The following is a 16,577-nucleotide window of genomic DNA, read 5'->3' as shown; positions in this document are numbered from 1 at the left end:
GCTGGCTTATGACGGTACAAATTGAAAAAGAAAGGACGGGGAACGAATGATATGGTTGAGACGGCAGGAAAAGAGTATCTGCTGAAATTAAGAAAAGAGCAGACACACATGAGAGAAGAAATCTTAAGGCTGTTTACGGGGAAGGGAACGCTTTCTTTTCAGGAGATTTATCTTAAGATGGAGGAGCAGTATCACAGATACTGTCCGTTTCCCTATGAACGAGACCGGATTCTGGAAGGTGTGGTAAAAAATGAGCTTGCGGTTCTGGTAAGCCGTAGGGAACTGGCAGAGATTCAGGCAGAGACAGGCAAGGGGTATTGCCTTGCTTTAGGCGACAGCAGGCAGAAAACCGGCCATGCCGCATAGAGAAAGAGGGATTTTTATATGGATAAAAAAGAAAATATGTTGTTTGAGCTGAAGGAGACCTGCAATTTCCCTGATGTGTTCGAGCATTGCTCAGAAGCACCGGATTCTTTAAGTTCAGGGAAGTATCCGGATGCCCAGATCGGGCATATCCGCGCATATTATAACAGCGGTGGATGGCAGGGGATCTATTTTCCATGCAGAAGTAAACTTTGGACGAAGGAGTTTCACCGGGAATCACAGGATATTTACCGCTGTCTGGTGACGCAGCTTCATAATCTGGAATCCTTAAGAAAATTTTGTAGGGCTCATCCATCTTCATCTGTGAGTGAAGATGAGTATGACTTTTTCATGAACGGGAAGGCTGCAGAATACTGGATCAGGTTCATAACGAGGGAGAAAGACTACAATTTGTATCTGAAGGGATTTGCGAAAAACTATTAGGATGCATGGAAATCTAAAAAGGCAATGAAACGTGGAAAGGGAAGGAGAAAAGAGAATCAATTTCCCTTTCCTTTTCTTTGAAAACAGTAAAGGTAGGAAGAATATATGATGAATAGAAATGAATTTATTAATTATGCGGCTGAAAATGTGCGGCTGTATCTGCCGCAGACCTTTGAAAGTGCACAAGTATCTGTTGTAGAGAGTATAAAAGAAAATGGAAGAAAAATTCCAGCTCTTTTGATTAGGCGTCAAGGTGATATTTTAGTTCCGAGTATTCTTTTAGAAGGGGCTTATAATGATTATAGGTCAGGAAAGAGTCTTGAGACTTGTGTAAAGTGGATTGCTGATTTGCGGGTTAAATATGATAATCCGAAATGCTTATCTGATTTGCGTTATGTGAAAGATTATGAAGCGATAAAGAATAAATTGAAGATAAAACTTTGTGATCTGGAATTAAACCGGGATTGGCTGAAGGATAAGGCATACACATTGCATGGGGATTTTGCAGCGGTTTATTGTGTGACGATTTGTGAGAACGAAGAGCAAACATTCAATATGCCTATTGTAAAACAGCTGATAGAGGAATGGAAAATAAGCTTAAGGCAGATCCATGAGGATGCACTCCTTTCAGAGAGAGCAGAACGGGCGGTTCTTTTCGAGATGGATGCTTATATTTCTTCCATAATGACGGGTGATGGAAGCATCAGAAATCTTTTAGATGGGAAAACAGAATGGCATCCGGAAATAGCGGAAGCACCAATATTATGCCTGACGAATAATAGTATGAGAAACGGAGCTTCTATGATTCTTCAGAAGGATCTGATGAAAAGAGTAGGAGAGATCATAGGCTCTGACTTTTATATATTGCCATCTTCCATACATGAAACTTTACTTGTGCCAGACATAGGAATTATGGATACATCAGGATTATCGCAGATGGTCAAAGAGATTAATGAAAACGAGGTGGAGCTATGTGATAAATTGTCAGATAAGGTGCAGTATTATGACCGTGCAAAAGGAGTATTTGAAAATGCAGAAAGAAGAAATCAGGTAAGAACTCCTGTCACAACAAATAGGGAATTCGATATGGGGAAAGCGCCTGTGTTCGCATAAGAGGGACCTGTTCCTGTAAAGGAACTGCTTTTAGGCAGTCAGAAAAATGAATTTAGAATTAAGATATAAAGCGGTCAGAAAGGCGGGGCATAGGCTCCGTCTTTCTTTTCAAATGAATACAGAGAAGGTATTACGGGAAAGGAATGCTATGGATAAGTTTGACAGGATTATAGAATTTGCCATGAAAAAGGATGTGGAACTGTATACGTCCATGCCTTCAGGGTGGAGAAGAATCATCGGCGCATTGACCGCACCCTGCGGGAGCACGTGGATCTACAATGGGAAATCATATTTTTCCGGGGAAAGGAAGACAGCCCTTTTGGTGAAGGAGGATTGCCTGGAATAGGCTTTGGGAATGGGGTGGATAGATTGAAGAAAAAAGAAACGTATTTCCAGCAGTCCAACGGGCAGCTTTCCTTATTCCAGCCGGATTTTATCCGGGATGCTGATTGTACGAAAGATATGCCTGTTATCTATGGAAAACCGGATGTCCCAATATATGGAACCGGAAAAAGAATCAGGCCGAGGGTGCCGGGGCGCAGGGATTCAAAGTACATGGAGAAAGTTCTGTTGGAGGAGTTACTGCCGCTGGAAAGTTATGATTTGATCATTCTCCTGATTTCAGGAGGAAAGGACAGTATCGCCTGTTACTATAAGCTGTTAGAGCTTGGCGTACCCAAACAGAAGATAGAATTCTGGCATCATGACATTGACGGCGGGCATCCGGCAAGAAGGATGGACTGGCGCTGTACCTCCAGTTATATCCATGCTTTTTCAGAGGCAGAGCAGGTACCGCTCAGGGTATCCTGGAGAAAGAACGGCTTTTTCGGAGAATTATACCGTATCGGCGCGTCAGAGCCGATTGAATGGCAGGAACCGGATACACAGGAGATCTGGCAGTGCCCTTTGTCAAAGAAATATAAGGAGTGCCTGAAACTGAAGGAAAAGTCTGCAGAAGATATGGAAAAACAGCTGGAGCAGTTTGGGTACCGTATGAAATTTCCCATGAAAACCGGAGATTTAAGCAGGCGGTGGTGCTCTGCCTATTTAAAGATTATGGTAGCAGATACGGTGCTCCGAAATCTGGACAGCCTGGAGCATTTGGAAAAGATAGGAGGCAGACGGCTAAAATTTCCGGCAAAGGGAGGAACCCATCAGGGACGCTGGTGCAGCGGGAGTCTCAAAGCTTCCGTGCAGGACAGCGTGACGGCAAGCCTGGAGAAGACAAAGAAGGATACCTGCCTGCTGATTGTGTCCGGAGAGCGCAGAGGGGAGTCGGCCGGGCGGAGCAAATATAACGAGATGGAAATCCACAGGACAAATGCAGAGGCAAAGGCACACCGGATCGTACACCAGTGGCGTCCGGTCATTGATTATTCGGAAAAAGATGTCTGGGAGGTTTTAAAAAGGCATAAGGTGAATCCCCATCCCTGTTACCGCGCCGGATGGAACCGCTGCAGCTGTGCAATGTGCATCTTCTCTACACCGAAGCTGTTTGCGGGAATTCGGGAATTATATCCGGAAGATTATAAAATGCTGAAGCAAGATGAAGAGATCCTTGGGTTTACGCTGGATAATCACTGTGATCTGGATACCTTTGTGGGGAACGCAAGGTCCTGTGTCTATCACGGTGATCAGGAAGCACTGCACAGCCTGATGACGGGGGAATTCTCTACGGATTCGGTTTATGTAAAGGATAACTGGATGTATCCGGCAGGAGCCTTTCACGGTGCGGAAGGCGGGCCTTGTTAAAGAGGGACGATATTGTGAAAAAGGAGAGAAGCAGATGGCGAGAAGAATCAGGGAAGTGAAGCAGGAGACGATAGATGCATTTTATCCCAATCTGAACATGGTTGCATTTTACAGGAAGGTAGCAGAGGAATTTCAGATGCCGGTAGAGGAAGGATATAGGTTTGACTGCAGGAAAATACGGATTGCGTCTAATATATAGGAACAGTGGTGTGAGCAGTTTGAAAAGGAGCATGGAGAGGCGCAGCGCTGGGAGATCAATATGAGGCTGTGTATGTCCGGCCCGTGTGTGGAAAGGTATCTGCGGGAGAATGAAGTGGAGGTTGAGGAAGACTGGATATTTAAGATAACATAGAATTATCTGAAATTTAGAATATATTACGCTTAGGGCATGAATTGGCGGAGTTGCCCTTGATAAATATTTATATTGTAATCATATATCCCATTGGCTCTCTCTTCGTGCCACTGGCTCTAAAACTTCATGCGAATGGCACACGCTGATCGGAATGTACATGAATCTGCATTCGAAGCGAAGTTTATATGAAGAATAAATTAGATTAAGATTTTATTGACAAAAAGGAAATTTCATGATATAGTCAAAAATGAAACAAAACAATATTATTTTGAGATGATAAATACAAAAATAGTCAAAAATGAATACTTTTAAGAAGGGAGAAATAATATGGATATAGGAAACAAACTGCGTGTTTTGAGACATGAGGTGGGATATAGTCAACAAAAGGTTGCGGATTATCTTAATATCAGTAAGAGTAAATATTGTCGTATGGAAGATAATTCTTCAAGTCCAGATGCGCGTGAATTAGAGCAGATATTTCTTTTATATGGGATTTCACCAAATGATTTTTTTGGTATGGAATTTCCTATTAGACATAAATTAATCTATCCGGAAGGAATTTTGGATAATTTTGAGATGGAAATAGAAAATTTAAGGGAATTGACAGAAGACTGGAATATAAATCGTGAGAGACTTAATCGATTGAGAAAAGCTTTGGAACCGGTTTTAGAGGCTAGAAATGAGGCGCTTGATTTTCCGGAATTAGATTTATCACATGTACCTTCTGGAACAACAGTAAAACAGGTGGAATTGGATATTAGAGGAGAGAGATTAATAAAGCAGTATTTCAAATTGGAAGAAGAGTATCATAAAGTATTATTTGGTGCAAATTGATTATATTTGTAGCTTTTTGATTTGGAAAAATGAAAACAGGTTAGATGGGAACGAGCGTTCTTGTCTAACCTGTTTTGTGTTAATTATCAAGTGTTTTACACTAGATATTGAAGATTTTAGCAGACTAAACTTTAAAGATTTCTAATAAGTTTGATAAAAGTTACAGAAATATAGTGAGTAATGTCTATTTATTATAAAAGGATAATAGCAAAGAGTGGTAAATCTTCACTATCATTTAGAATTTTAGGTGTTAGAAGTATTAAAGTAAAACCCGGAATTATTCCGGGCTTGATGAAAATGTATAGTTGTCAAGAGCATCTGTTTGTAAAGAACAGGCAGTTTGAAGTACGATTTCCTTTGAAACAGTTAGAGTATATTCGTTGATCAGGATTAAAGAAAAGTTTAAATCCAAATTGTATGGCCGGTGTTCCATATAGTATTGAAACAGTAAAGGAATGGAAGTAACAAAGCTTATCTTGTTGTTCGGTTCCATTTCTTTAGATATTAAATATAAAAGGTTTGTAGCAAGCTCATGGTCGGCAGCCGCAAAAGTATTATCTGGAAGAAAATGAAAATACCAACGGTGAAGGGGACCGTCTGAAAACTGCAATATCATTTGGTAAAAATCAGTGCTGTCACAGGAATGCTTGGAAAATGCATATGGAGAATGTGATAATGCCAGCATGATTGCTTCCATCATATGGTTGGTGGCGGCAGGGACAGCCAGGGTGTTTGGATCGTAGCCGCAGGCAGAAAGTAACTCACGTACAGATACTCTGTTTTGTGAGTTTAAGGCAATTTTATTTAAGGTATCTATGTTAGGCGGAGTGTCCCGTTTCTGGTTAACTAAACGGGAGAGGTGCTCCTTGCTTATTTGTATATCTTCGGCAAAACTTTTTTGCGTTCGGTTTCCCAGCGCCCTTTTGAGAAGTATTGAGAGTGCTGATTTATCAAATTGACCGTTCATAATAAAACCTCCGGTTTCACTATATCATGTGGGAATGGAACAATCAATCAGAGATTTATGTAGAAAAAAATTTTTTGATTTCTATAGATATTATTAAAAACAACGAAATCAATATTTAATAATCTATATCAATAATAATTGACATTGGAAAGAAGAAGTGTGTATAATGTTGATACAGTAAAAGGAAGGGGATGCGATTTGAAAGCTTATGAGGTTGGAAATGTGAGATATGATGGAAAAGTTTATTTTTTGATCCGGCGGACAGAAGACGCCAGTATCTGCGTATATCCGACAAAATATTTGAAACATAAAACAACTTCTAATCGCTCCCCCAATACGGTAAAGCGGATTGCGTTTTCTTTATCCTATTTCATGGGGTATCTGAAGGAACAAGGGAGACAGTTTGAAGATGTTTATCAGATGACTTACAGTGCGCAGATGGAATTTTTTCAGAACTTTCTCTATTGGATTAAAGGTGGAAAGCATATTTCCGGTGAATTAAGGAAAATTCCGGATAATGGGACCTGCAATGCATATTTACATGATGTGTTTGGCTTCTATCAATTCCTTGAAATGGAGTATGAGCAATTTGGCTCATTGCTGGTGCTTTCAGACAAGACCGTCTCCTACACGAATGCCATAGGTATTAAAAGGACAAAGGTATGCCGTTCATTTGATGGATATTTGAATGCGGTTTCGTCGAAAGGGAGATCAATTGAAAGAAAAAACATTATCATCCTTTTAGATGCGTGTACGAATTGCAGGGATCAGTTATTGCTCCTTTTATTAGCTGAAACTGGTTTTCGGATTGGTGAACTTCTAGGGGTGCGGTATGTTGAGGATATTGATTATCAGGGATGCCGGATACGTGTCGAACCAAGAATGGACAATGAAAATGAAGTGCGGGCGAAGTATGAGGAGGACCGGTGGGCCAAGGTTAGTAAAGATACATTTGATATTTTGCTCTTTTACTATGCTAAATATAGAAATCTGCTGAAAGAGTCAGAATATTTGTTTATTACCTTATCCGGTGAGAATGCCGGACGTGCATTGACGGAAGATGCCGTTAATGCCATGCTTCGTCGGTTGCAAGAGAAGACGCAGATTAAAGTTACCTCTCATATGCTCAGACATTACTTTGCAAACGAGCGCCGGAAGAATGGGTGGAGTCTGGAATTGATCAGCCAGGCATTAGGGCATAGGAATCTGCAGACGACTATTAATTATCTGAATATTAGTAATGAAGAACTGGTTGAGGCAAGCGAAGAGCTTTTCCGTAAAAATGCAGCATTGTATATGGCGGATAAATTGTTATAGGAGTGGGTGAAATATGGCAATGGCAGCAGTTAGTTATTTTCAGGAAGAAAAAAAGAATATCGAATATTTAAAAAGACAGATTGAAGAGTGCCCGGCAAGGGAAGAACGATTTATAAAACGCGGAGTAGAGTATTTGTGCCTGCAAAATATATATGATGTACTGGAGATAGAGGATGGTCTGGTTGACTCGTATATGTTATGGCTTCAGGAACAAGGAATTCAGGCTAAATACTTGATTGGGGCATACCAAAAAACTTTACGGGACTGGAGGGAATTTCATAAGGAGAAAGAATTTGTAAAATTAAAAGAAGAGATGGAAGAATGCGGTACGGTAGAACAGACTCTTAAGAACAAGGCGTATACATTTTTGACAGAGAATGGGATACACAGCTTGGAAGAGATTGACTGGGATGTGCGGGTAAGTTACGAACAATATCTGGAGAAAACGATAAATACGAGAATTCGCCCCTGGTATCTGAAAGGTTTAGATAAACTAAAGTTATTTGATCTTGAAAAGAGAAGTGACGGCATAAGGGCAGGCAGGATCCGGCTAAAGTATGAAGAAAAAAGAATTTATTTGGGATATCATCCGGATTATCAATTGGCAAAGGAATTTTATTATTGCAGGAATACCAAAGGGTTTATCTGGGATTTCTCCATTCATACATCTCAGAGGCTAAAATACCAGGTTTTTACGGTACTAAATTATGCATTGGAAAGCTCATCAGATCGTGAATTGAGGCGGGGGTATCTTGCGCCTCTGCATTTTTTATATATGTATTGCATAGACAAAGGAATTTCGGATCTTACACGGTTAGAGCAGGATCAGATTGATGATTATGTAGGTAAAGCAAAAGAGGTGCCTCTTATAAACAACAGATATCACCAGATTGTGGATAAGGCACAGAGAATCCTTTTCGTACAGTCCAAGGACATAAACTGGGAAGCAAACGTATGGTATTTGGAGCGTTTTCAGTTTGATGCGTCCCGTTATGATCCCACCAGGCCGGTAAAACGGATCTCATTTCTGGATATATTGGACAAGGATAACCGTGAGTATCTGAAAATGTACATCAAATATCAGCTTGGGGTAACGAGTTATTCTGTCCAAAACATTTGGGCCCGGGTATATATTACAAAGGCTTTCCTGCGGTTTCTGGATAAAGAGAAACTGAAAGTAGAGAAACTGACGGCAACAGAGATTGATTGGTATATGAGGCTGTTACAGGAAGAAGATGTTGAAATTATAACTTTTAATGATAAAGTGGCTGAGATTCACTGCTTTTTCAGATTCCTAACAGCAAGGGGATACTATAGCAAGGTTCCATTTTACCCGGAGTATTATATGAAGCGGGAATCAGTACCGCATCATTACCGGTCTGTGCCGCAGAATACGGTGACGGAGATCTTTAAGAATTTAAAAGGGCTGCCGGAAGATATGCGGCTTATGTATCTGCATTTATGGTGCCTTGGATTACGGATTAATGAAGTATGCTCTATAAAACGGGAAGGATATTATCTGAAGGAAGGGGTTGCCTGGCTTCGGATTAACCAGCATAAGATGAAGATGGAAAAGGTAATCCCAATCCCAATGCTGCTGTACCGGAGTATGATGGTATACATAGAACGAAGAAAAATCGGGTTGGATTCCTATGTATTTCAAAACTCGAAAGGAGGCCCGTATTTATCAACACATTACTGGCATGAAATGGTGGACTGGTGTAATGAATTGGGAATCAAATGCGGAGAGCATGTGTTCCAAACGCATGATTACCGGCATAGCGTAGCCACTGCATTATACGAACATGGTGCTTCCATTCAGGCGATCCGGGAATTCCTTGGACATAAGCATGAAAATATGACACGGCGGTATATTGACTGTATCCAGAGGCATGTAGACTGTTCCAGTGAACAATATTATAAAGAGCAGAAAAGTCTGGTAAGTGAATGGAAAGAAGGAAGTGGAAAAGATGGAAATTAGGGTTTACATAAAAGAGCTCCCCTGTTATCAAAGAAAAGGAAATGCTTCTGAAAAGAGTATCCGGGTTATAGAGCGGCATTTTTACAATTTAGAGCTTTTGGAAGCGGAAGGGCAGAAAAAGGAAGTGGAAGCGTTCATTCGGAGCCGTGGAAACAAGCTGAGTATGACTACCGTAGATGCGGATATTATCCTCTACAATGTGGTTGCCAGATTTATGAAAGAGAAATATCCTCTGCTGGACAGCTTCCGGGCAGTACCGGAAGAGGTTCTTGTTAAGAAATTTAAGGCATGGCTCTTAGACCATGGATATCAGATCACACGGAAGCATTTTATGAAAAGTATGGGGAGAAATTTACAGGAGGAGGCAGGACCGGTAAAGTATTTGCGCCTTCTGTTTCAGTTCCTGGAGCCGGAGGATAAACGGCCGGAGTGGGAAAAAGATGTATGGAATCTGGAAAATCTGGGATTTGAGGTCAGACAGAATCCGATAGATATCATAAGGACGATAAAATTTACAGGAATCAGGCAGGAAACAATCAGGGAAGAGGTAAAACGGGCATCTTATATCCGGATTAAATATTTATCCGTAGGTTCGCTCCAGGGGGAGATACGTGCGGTAAGGCGGTTTTCAGAGTTCCTTGCAGAGAGGAATCCGGAAATCACAAGCTTGGGAGAGGTAGGGCGGTTAAATATCGAGGAATATTTGACCTACATCAATCTGGAAAGAGGTCAGGAAAGAAATCTAAAAACCGAGATGGCAAATTTAAAAGATATGCTGCTGCAGGTCGGGAAAGTAATTGACAAGCCCAAGTTAGGAAGATTGTTTATCAAGCAGGATATGCCGAAAGCGCCCGAAGTCGTATTCAAAACCTATTCCGATGAGGAAATAAAGCGGTTGAATTATTATATCGTCAATATGGAAGAACAAACGGCACGTGCGTTGATCCTGCATCAGATGCTTGGCGGGAGGATTTCCGATACCCTTACCCTACGTACAGACTGCTTATACCAGGAAAACGGCCACTATATCGTCCGGATGTATCAGGTAAAGACTTCCTATTATGAAAAACCAGTTCCGGATGATGTGGCCAAGTTAATCCAGAAATCAATGGAATATACCTATGAAAGGTATGGGGAAACCGAGTATATTTTTGTAAATGAATCGAATCCTTCCCTGCCGTTTCAATATTCCATGTTGAAAAGCCGCGTGTATGCGTTGATTCATGAAAATGACATCTGCAAGGATAACGGAGAGCGAATGGGCTTTGCTACACATTTATTCCGGCACTGCTATGGCATGAAGCTTGTGGAGCTGCATTTGGATGATGCCGCCATTGCACATTTATTGGGGCACAGGGGAGTGTATACTGTTTATCGGTATCGGCGGGCAAGCGGAAAGCTGATGGTAAAGGAAACGGAAGAATTGAGAAAGACAATGGATGAGATATTGAGTGAAATTATCAAGGAGTGGGATGGATATGAGCAAGTATTCCAAAATGGTTGAATCGAACCAGAAAGCAAGTAAGGAAAAGATTGATTGTGCGATCCGGACAATCAAAGAAATGCTGGAGAAGGAAGAACAGCTCCTGGTCTGTGATCTGGTCCGGAAAACGGGACTGTCGAGGGCATTCTTTTATAAGAATCCGACGGTAAGTAAATTCTTGAATGAAGCGAGGCAGCAGCAGGAGGGCAAGGCATTTCACCAGAAGAAGAAGGTGATTCTGGATTATGCATTGGAACGGCAGAATGAACTGATAAAAATAGAGTATGAAAAATCCCAGAAGGAAAATAAGGATTTGAAGGCAGAAAATGAAAAGTTGAAGAAGGCACTTAAGAAGAAGGAAGTGGCATTTATTAAAGGGTTATAAATTATCTTGGAAGGAGTACAGGGTAAACTTATAAAGAACATTGACCTGTGGTGAAATTCTGCTTAGGTGTTGTTACCAACGAGTTTTATAAGGATTTCTAAGATTTGCACTATGAAGTGCAGGGGAGAAAGAATAGCAAAATCATAGTCTTACGAACAGAAATTCAATAAAAAGGCATACATGACAGGAAAAGGCGTTAGTGAGAGATGACAATATGCGGTTTAACAAAAAGCTTTCCAGTTTAAAGTTTATGGCTCTAGTGTATTGTATCATTGATATTTAGTAACAGTCTTGAAAGGAAAAAATAATTCGCACTAATTTTGTTGAGAATAGCGTTCTTTGTGAGGAAATGGTAAAATAAAAGAAAAAAGTTTTTCGCAAAGGAGCCGATCCATATATCCGCCTACAGAACCATTCTGTCTGGATGAGAAGCGCAAGCAGGATTGTGAGACAAAAGCTTTCAAAAGGTTGGCGGGGAAGATAAAAAAGGAATTCCCGAGGTTGCCCATCCTACTGCTGGCGGACAGTCTGTATGCATCGGAACCAATGATGGACATCTGCTGGGATAACGGCTGGGATTTTATAATCCGTTATCAGACAGGCAGCATTTCGGGCATTACGGAGGAATATGAAAAGGTTCCGGAAAAAGGGAAGGAAGGTCATGCAGAATTCGTTAACGATATCGATTATAATGGGAAATCGGTGAACATGTTGCGATTCTGGGAAGAGAAAATGATAAAAGGGGAGGCTGGGCGGACGGATTTCCAGTAGCTGACGAGCATCCGGATCACCAAAAAGAATGCGGAAAAGCTGGCAGGAGCAGGAAGGAAGAGGTGGAAAATTGAGAATGAAGGTTTCAACCGGCAGAAGAACTGGCAGGGGGACATCACCCATGCCTGCAGCTGGGATGCCACGGCGATGAAGAACCATTACCTGATGACACAGATATCGGATATGGTGAAACAGCTGTATGAATGGTTCTGCCTGAAAGCAAGGGGGATTAAAAAGAAGCAGAAAAATATATCTTCCGAACTGTTAGCCAGCTTTGGACGGCAACTAACGGAACCAGAAGATATACCCAGAACTGATACGCATAGCGTACCAGTCAACTGAGATAAGTATAGCAAAGGAAGTGATGCCTGCCAAGGGGGAAATGAAAATTTTATCCACAAAAAAGTTAGTAGTTGTAGAAATGGGGGCCAATGAATGTGGATAACTTTCCGATTTCCATGGAAAACTCAAAAAAATTTGAGGTTCCCAGACAGATTATAATAGAATTTACCTTTCAGAGCTGTTCTAGTAACTGCAATTAGTCTTTTGCATTAAATTGTATAAATTCATTAAGAATTAATTGCTGCTATGCAGAGATAATTAATATAATCTATCCTATCCTTTGTAATATAAATTTGCTTCTAAATTGTGCATACAATTGGCGGAATATTATATGATTTTGACAAAAGACTAATTGCAGTTCTAGTAAAAGATTGGTTGACAAAAAGAAAAAGGAAGTTTAAAATTAATTAGATAAGTATTTTATAAGTGGATAGTATGAAATGCAGGAAGGAATGAATGGAATGAAAGAAAACGTGTCTGAAGAATCAAAAATAGGAATCGGTTTGGTTACTCCATCTGCACCAGCACCGGCTTTATTTTCAAATCGTTTTGAGAGAGGGGTAAAATGCTTGGAGCATATGGGATTCAATGTGAAACGTGGAAAATATGTTTCTACTAAAGATGGTGTTACTTCTGCTTCTGCGATAAAACGTGCCGAGGATATTAATAACATGTATGCAGATGAAGAAGTGTCTCTTGTAATGGCAACAATTGGAGGTGATTATTCTGCAGAAATTTTGCCTTATTTAGATTGGGAAATAATACGTGCAAACAGGAAAGGATTTATAGGTTATTCAGATATAACTGTCTTGTTGCATGCAATAGGAATTATGTCTCAACAAGTGGTATTTTACGGGCCAACTCTTATGACAGAAATGTCAGAATATCCTGTTCCGCCACAATTGAGTAAAGAGTCATTTCTACAGATTTTGGATGAGAAAACGAGTTATGAGGTTTCACCGTGTGATTCGTTACTAGCTAAAGGGAATGATTGGGCGCTTCCTCCGAGGGAAAGAAATACTTTTTGTCCGACTTTTCATAAGGTTATTAGGCAGGGACAAGCAAGAGGTATTGTTTTAGGTGGCTGTATAGAAGCGTTAGAGCGTTTGCGTGGAACAAAGTTTTGGCCGTGTTTTAAGAATTCAATAATGGTTATTGAAACTGTTGATGATGAATTTGATGAAAAAAAATGGCGTTCTTTTGTAACTGATTATACAAATATGGGTGTATTTAAAGAGTTATCAGGGATTGTAATTGGACAAAAAATGTGGAATGAAAACAGTGTGAATAGTTTGTCAACTATGCTTTTAGAGGCTACAAGTGATACGAAGATTCCTATTCTGTATGGATTACCTTTTGGTCATATCAGTCCAATAGCTACGATTCCGCTTTTCACTAGTGCAGTGCTAGATGCTGATTCTATGAAGTTGGAATATAACAAACCATTTAAATATGAATATATTAAGAGGTAGAAGCATGGAATCAGAAGATGCAAGACGTATCCTTTTATCTACTGAACAAGAGCATAATTTTTCTTTAGCTTTGACAAGGATACTTTCATATCAAAATAGGAATGGTTCTTGGGGTCTAAGAAGTGAAGACAGAGTTACGCTTACTTCACAGGCAATACAACTTATGTATGCATTAAACTATAATCATACAAATCCTGCGTTTAAGAAAGCTACAAGATGGTTAGAGGATCACGTCCAAAAAGGAGATCCGCATTGGCTTACCCGTTTGGAAGTTGGACTAAAGATTGGAGAGTTTGATAAATTAGCAGATGACAAGTATCTTGATGGCTTTTTTGATGAGTTGGATCATGATTTGAACTATCCAAATGAAAAATCTAGATTAGATTTTTTTTGGCATGTCCTTCCTACATTAATAGCATTATATCCTTATGAGGAGCAATATATTAGGAGAAGTGGTAGGTCTGTGCCACATGATAAGGTTATTGAACGTATTAAGAAGTATTGGGAGTGCTTTGGTGAAAATTATATTGCAGTTAAGAATCAGGCAAATCATACTGGACTAGTTGCGCTATATTTATCAACAATTTGTAATAAAGAAGAATATAAAAAATATAAAGACACATATATTGCAATGACTAAGTGGCTTATTTCCAGTAGGGTAGAAAATGAGGATGTTGTTCATTGGCAACATGGTAGAGGAATTACAGCATATGTTCTGATAGATCTTATAAAATGTTTGCCTAATGATTCAAAAGTTCAGCAATGTATCCCCAAAATTATTGAGTATATTGCACCTGAAACTAATGGGTGGGTAAAAAAAGATGAAATTAAGACATTTAATACTAAATTACATGGAGAAGTATTATACGTTACTATAGTCTCGTTAAGAGCTATGGTCGAAGTACTTGCAACAAATTATCCTGAACAGTTGAGGAGATTCCGAGAAGAAGCAACGGTACGTTTTCCAATAAAAAGATTTTTATTTAAAATCTTTCATTTTTATTCATATTATAGAAAAAGAATTCCAATAATTACAAGTATAGCAATATGTATATTAGCTGGAATATTAATTGCGTGTGGAAAAACGGTGAGCGGTTTTTTGTTTTTGCCAATCGGTATTTCTTGTGTACTTAGTATAGTTTTTGATTGGTTAGCAAAAGATTAAAAATGTTAGAATATGGAGAAAGGCAAGGATGATATGATTAAGGATAATTGGAAAGAGCGGTATGCAAATCAAGTTAATGAGTCAGTTAGTTCAGAATTTTTCACTTTGGTGAAACTGCATAATGAAATTGCTAAAGCGACTTTTATGTTTTTTGCAGATAAAGGAATGCAGTATGTTCCGGTTCCGGCGACAACAGGAGCTGCATCAAGTCCAATGGAACCAGGAAGTGATTCGGAACCTGTTGTTATTCAAGTTAAGAATAGATCTACTAAGTTAACTGACTCTGCACAATTTCATCTTGAGTATACATGCCGCTCTAGTAAAGTAGGAAGTTTTTTTTATGGGCATTCTTTTCGTGATGAAGAACCAGATGATCGACATTTGGCGCAGTTTAATCATGCTGAAGCGGAAATCGTGGGTACACTTGAGGACGTCAAAAGATTAGTGGAACAGTATGTAAAATATATAACTAAGTTTATTTGGAGAAATCTGAAAGACGATTTGAATGATATTCCTGGTATTGAAAATCGAGTTCATTCATTACTTAGTAAGGAGTTTGTATTTCAAAGCATTTCCTACAAAGAGGCATGTAAAACATTGGAAGGATATAGTAATGCGTTAAAAAGATGTGAAAGTGGAAGTTTTCGCATATCACCAAAAGGTGAAAAAATTTTAATGGAAAAGTTGGGGGAATTTATATGGATAGAATGTTGGGATAGAATGGCGGTTCCATTTTATCAAGCATTTAATCCACAGAGTGGATTTGCGCTTAATGCTGATTTGCTATTTGGTATAGGAGAAGTGGTTGGTGCAGGTCAAAGGCATTTTGAAGCAAATAGTTTATTATGTGCTTTGGATGAACATGGTTTGTCGGTTGATGATTACAAATGGTATGTTGATATGAAGAGGCAGTATCCTTTACAAACATCAGGCTTTGGGATGGGAGTTGAACGTTATTTAATGTGGTTATTAAATATACAAGATATTCGGAGTGTTGAAGTATTTACAAGAAATAGGTTTCAAATTGGAGAAATATAAATAAGTTTTTTGTGAAAGGAGCTATGATAATAATATGAAAAATAAAGAATATTTTGAAAAGTTATTAAAGAATTTTAGAATTCCAGAGGCAATGGGATATGTTGTTTCGTTGATGTATATGGATAAGCTTTCTGTTGAGCGGGGAAAAGATTGCGAGAATTTGTTACACGCATATAAAAATGTTGTCAGTAACTCATTATGGGATAAAGAAGGTTTATTAATATTAGAGTCAATTGAGATAAGCGAAAAAGATGTCTTAGAAGAGAGAGACCGTTTGTGTAATATAATACGTGATTGGATACAAACTGAAAAGCGGCAGCTTTTACTTTATGTGTCAGCATATTATGCGCTTACTAATGAAGACCGTTTACGATTGAAAGTGAATTTAGATGATATTTGGGAACATATAATAAAAGAAAAAACAATAAATATTCCTGGACCCATAGGAGGATATGAAAAATTTCAATTTGTTGGAGATGAGTTAGTTAAATATTGTGGTTTAAATGATTCAATATTTAATGTGATTCAGGAATTATGTATTAACATAGAGATAATGTAAGGTAGAAAAATTTTATACAGATTATTTTTGTGGCAAGTAATCTATGGATTACTTGCCATATTTCTTAAGTAGTAAGTGCTGAGTATTAAGTAAACAGTAGATAGGTTCTTTCCACATATTAGTTGAATTCAGCATGGAAAAGTTCGATTAACTGTAAACGGTATCTACCGTTTACGACTAACTTGACAAAGAGCCAAACTATTTTACATTACCAAAAATTATGCAAATTTTATTTATGC

17 protein-coding genes are annotated in these 16,577 nt (G+C 39.1%); 16 read left to right on the top strand and 1 reads right to left on the bottom strand.

Annotation, left to right across the window (positions count from 1 at the left end; genetic code table 11):
* The first annotated feature begins 21 nt into the window (after window positions 1-21).
* The 7 genes from EBB54_RS12005 to EBB54_RS11980 all read left to right on the top strand — a co-directional run bounded on the left by EBB54_RS12005 (window position 22) and on the right by EBB54_RS11980 (window position 4,858).
* Complete coding sequence (locus EBB54_RS12005) at window positions 22-366, top strand: hypothetical protein (RefSeq protein WP_125127599.1); 345 nt, start codon at window positions 22-24, stop codon at window positions 364-366.
* Between the two features lie 18 nt (window positions 367-384).
* Window positions 385-807, top strand: a complete 423-nt coding sequence (locus EBB54_RS12000) for a hypothetical protein (protein ID WP_125127598.1) — start codon at window positions 385-387, stop codon at window positions 805-807.
* A 105-nt stretch (window positions 808-912) separates the two neighbouring features.
* Window positions 913-1,920: a DUF5688 family protein gene (locus EBB54_RS11995; protein ID WP_125127597.1), complete on the top strand. Its 1,008-nt coding sequence runs from the start codon at window positions 913-915 to the stop codon at window positions 1,918-1,920.
* Between the two features lie 112 nt (window positions 1,921-2,032).
* Window positions 2,033-2,266: a hypothetical protein gene (locus EBB54_RS11990; RefSeq protein WP_243127637.1), complete on the top strand. Its 234-nt coding sequence runs from the start codon at window positions 2,033-2,035 to the stop codon at window positions 2,264-2,266.
* A 23-nt stretch (window positions 2,267-2,289) separates the two neighbouring features.
* Window positions 2,290-3,672 (top strand): phosphoadenosine phosphosulfate reductase domain-containing protein, encoded by a 1,383-nt coding sequence (locus tag EBB54_RS11985; protein ID WP_125127595.1) that lies wholly within the window; start codon window positions 2,290-2,292, stop codon window positions 3,670-3,672.
* A gap of 34 nt (window positions 3,673-3,706) precedes the next feature.
* Window positions 3,707-3,871 (top strand): hypothetical protein, encoded by a 165-nt coding sequence (locus EBB54_RS30155; RefSeq protein ID WP_154677788.1) that lies wholly within the window; start codon window positions 3,707-3,709, stop codon window positions 3,869-3,871.
* Window positions 3,872-4,351: 480 nt separating this feature from the next.
* Entirely contained in the window at window positions 4,352-4,858 is a 507-nt protein-coding gene (locus tag EBB54_RS11980; protein WP_125127594.1) for a helix-turn-helix domain-containing protein, read from the top strand.
* Between the two features lie 277 nt (window positions 4,859-5,135).
* On the opposite strand, the gene EBB54_RS11975 is transcribed toward EBB54_RS11980, so the two are convergent.
* Window positions 5,136-5,825, bottom strand: a complete 690-nt coding sequence (locus tag EBB54_RS11975) for a helix-turn-helix domain-containing protein (protein ID WP_125127593.1) — start codon at window positions 5,823-5,825, stop codon at window positions 5,136-5,138.
* 159 nt (window positions 5,826-5,984) lie between these two features.
* Here EBB54_RS11975 and EBB54_RS11970 point away from each other — a divergent pair, with 159 nt between their 5' ends.
* From EBB54_RS11970 to EBB54_RS11930, 9 genes are all read left to right on the top strand, one after another.
* Window positions 5,985-7,142, top strand: a complete 1,158-nt coding sequence (locus EBB54_RS11970; protein WP_243127636.1) for a tyrosine-type recombinase/integrase — start codon at window positions 5,985-5,987, stop codon at window positions 7,140-7,142.
* A 13-nt stretch (window positions 7,143-7,155) separates the two neighbouring features.
* A complete protein-coding gene (locus EBB54_RS11965) occupies window positions 7,156-9,123 on the top strand; it encodes a tyrosine-type recombinase/integrase (RefSeq protein ID WP_125127591.1) in 1,968 nt (655 codons plus the stop codon).
* A complete protein-coding gene (locus EBB54_RS11960) occupies window positions 9,113-10,627 on the top strand; it encodes a tyrosine-type recombinase/integrase (RefSeq protein ID WP_125127590.1) in 1,515 nt (504 codons plus the stop codon). The genes EBB54_RS11965 and EBB54_RS11960 overlap by 11 nt, the downstream gene beginning before the upstream one ends.
* Entirely contained in the window at window positions 10,602-10,991 is a 390-nt protein-coding gene (locus tag EBB54_RS11955; RefSeq protein WP_125127589.1) for a DUF6262 family protein, read from the top strand. Before EBB54_RS11960 ends, EBB54_RS11955 begins: the two co-directional genes overlap by 26 nt.
* A 501-nt stretch (window positions 10,992-11,492) precedes the next feature.
* Entirely contained in the window at window positions 11,493-11,762 is a 270-nt protein-coding gene (locus tag EBB54_RS11950; RefSeq protein WP_125127588.1) for a hypothetical protein, read from the top strand.
* Window positions 11,763-12,556: 794 nt separating this feature from the next.
* A complete protein-coding gene (locus EBB54_RS11945; RefSeq protein WP_162307122.1) occupies window positions 12,557-13,576 on the top strand; it encodes a S66 family peptidase in 1,020 nt (339 codons plus the stop codon).
* Window positions 13,577-13,580: 4 nt separating this feature from the next.
* The gene (locus tag EBB54_RS11940; protein ID WP_125127586.1) at window positions 13,581-14,741 is read left to right on the top strand and encodes a hypothetical protein; all 1,161 of its coding nucleotides are present in this window, start codon (window positions 13,581-13,583) and stop codon (window positions 14,739-14,741) included.
* 33 nt (window positions 14,742-14,774) lie between these two features.
* Window positions 14,775-15,779 (top strand): amino acid--tRNA ligase-related protein, encoded by a 1,005-nt coding sequence (locus tag EBB54_RS11935; protein ID WP_162307121.1) that lies wholly within the window; start codon window positions 14,775-14,777, stop codon window positions 15,777-15,779.
* 34 nt (window positions 15,780-15,813) lie between these two features.
* Window positions 15,814-16,338, top strand: coding sequence for a hypothetical protein (locus EBB54_RS11930; protein WP_125127584.1), 525 nt, complete (start codon window positions 15,814-15,816; stop codon window positions 16,336-16,338).
* Window positions 16,339-16,577 lie beyond the last annotated feature (239 nt).

The organism is Schaedlerella arabinosiphila, from assembly GCF_003885045.1.
Lineage (GTDB): Bacteria > Bacillota > Clostridia > Lachnospirales > Lachnospiraceae > Schaedlerella > Schaedlerella arabinosiphila.
This window is presented reverse-complemented; position numbering and strand designations above follow the sequence as displayed.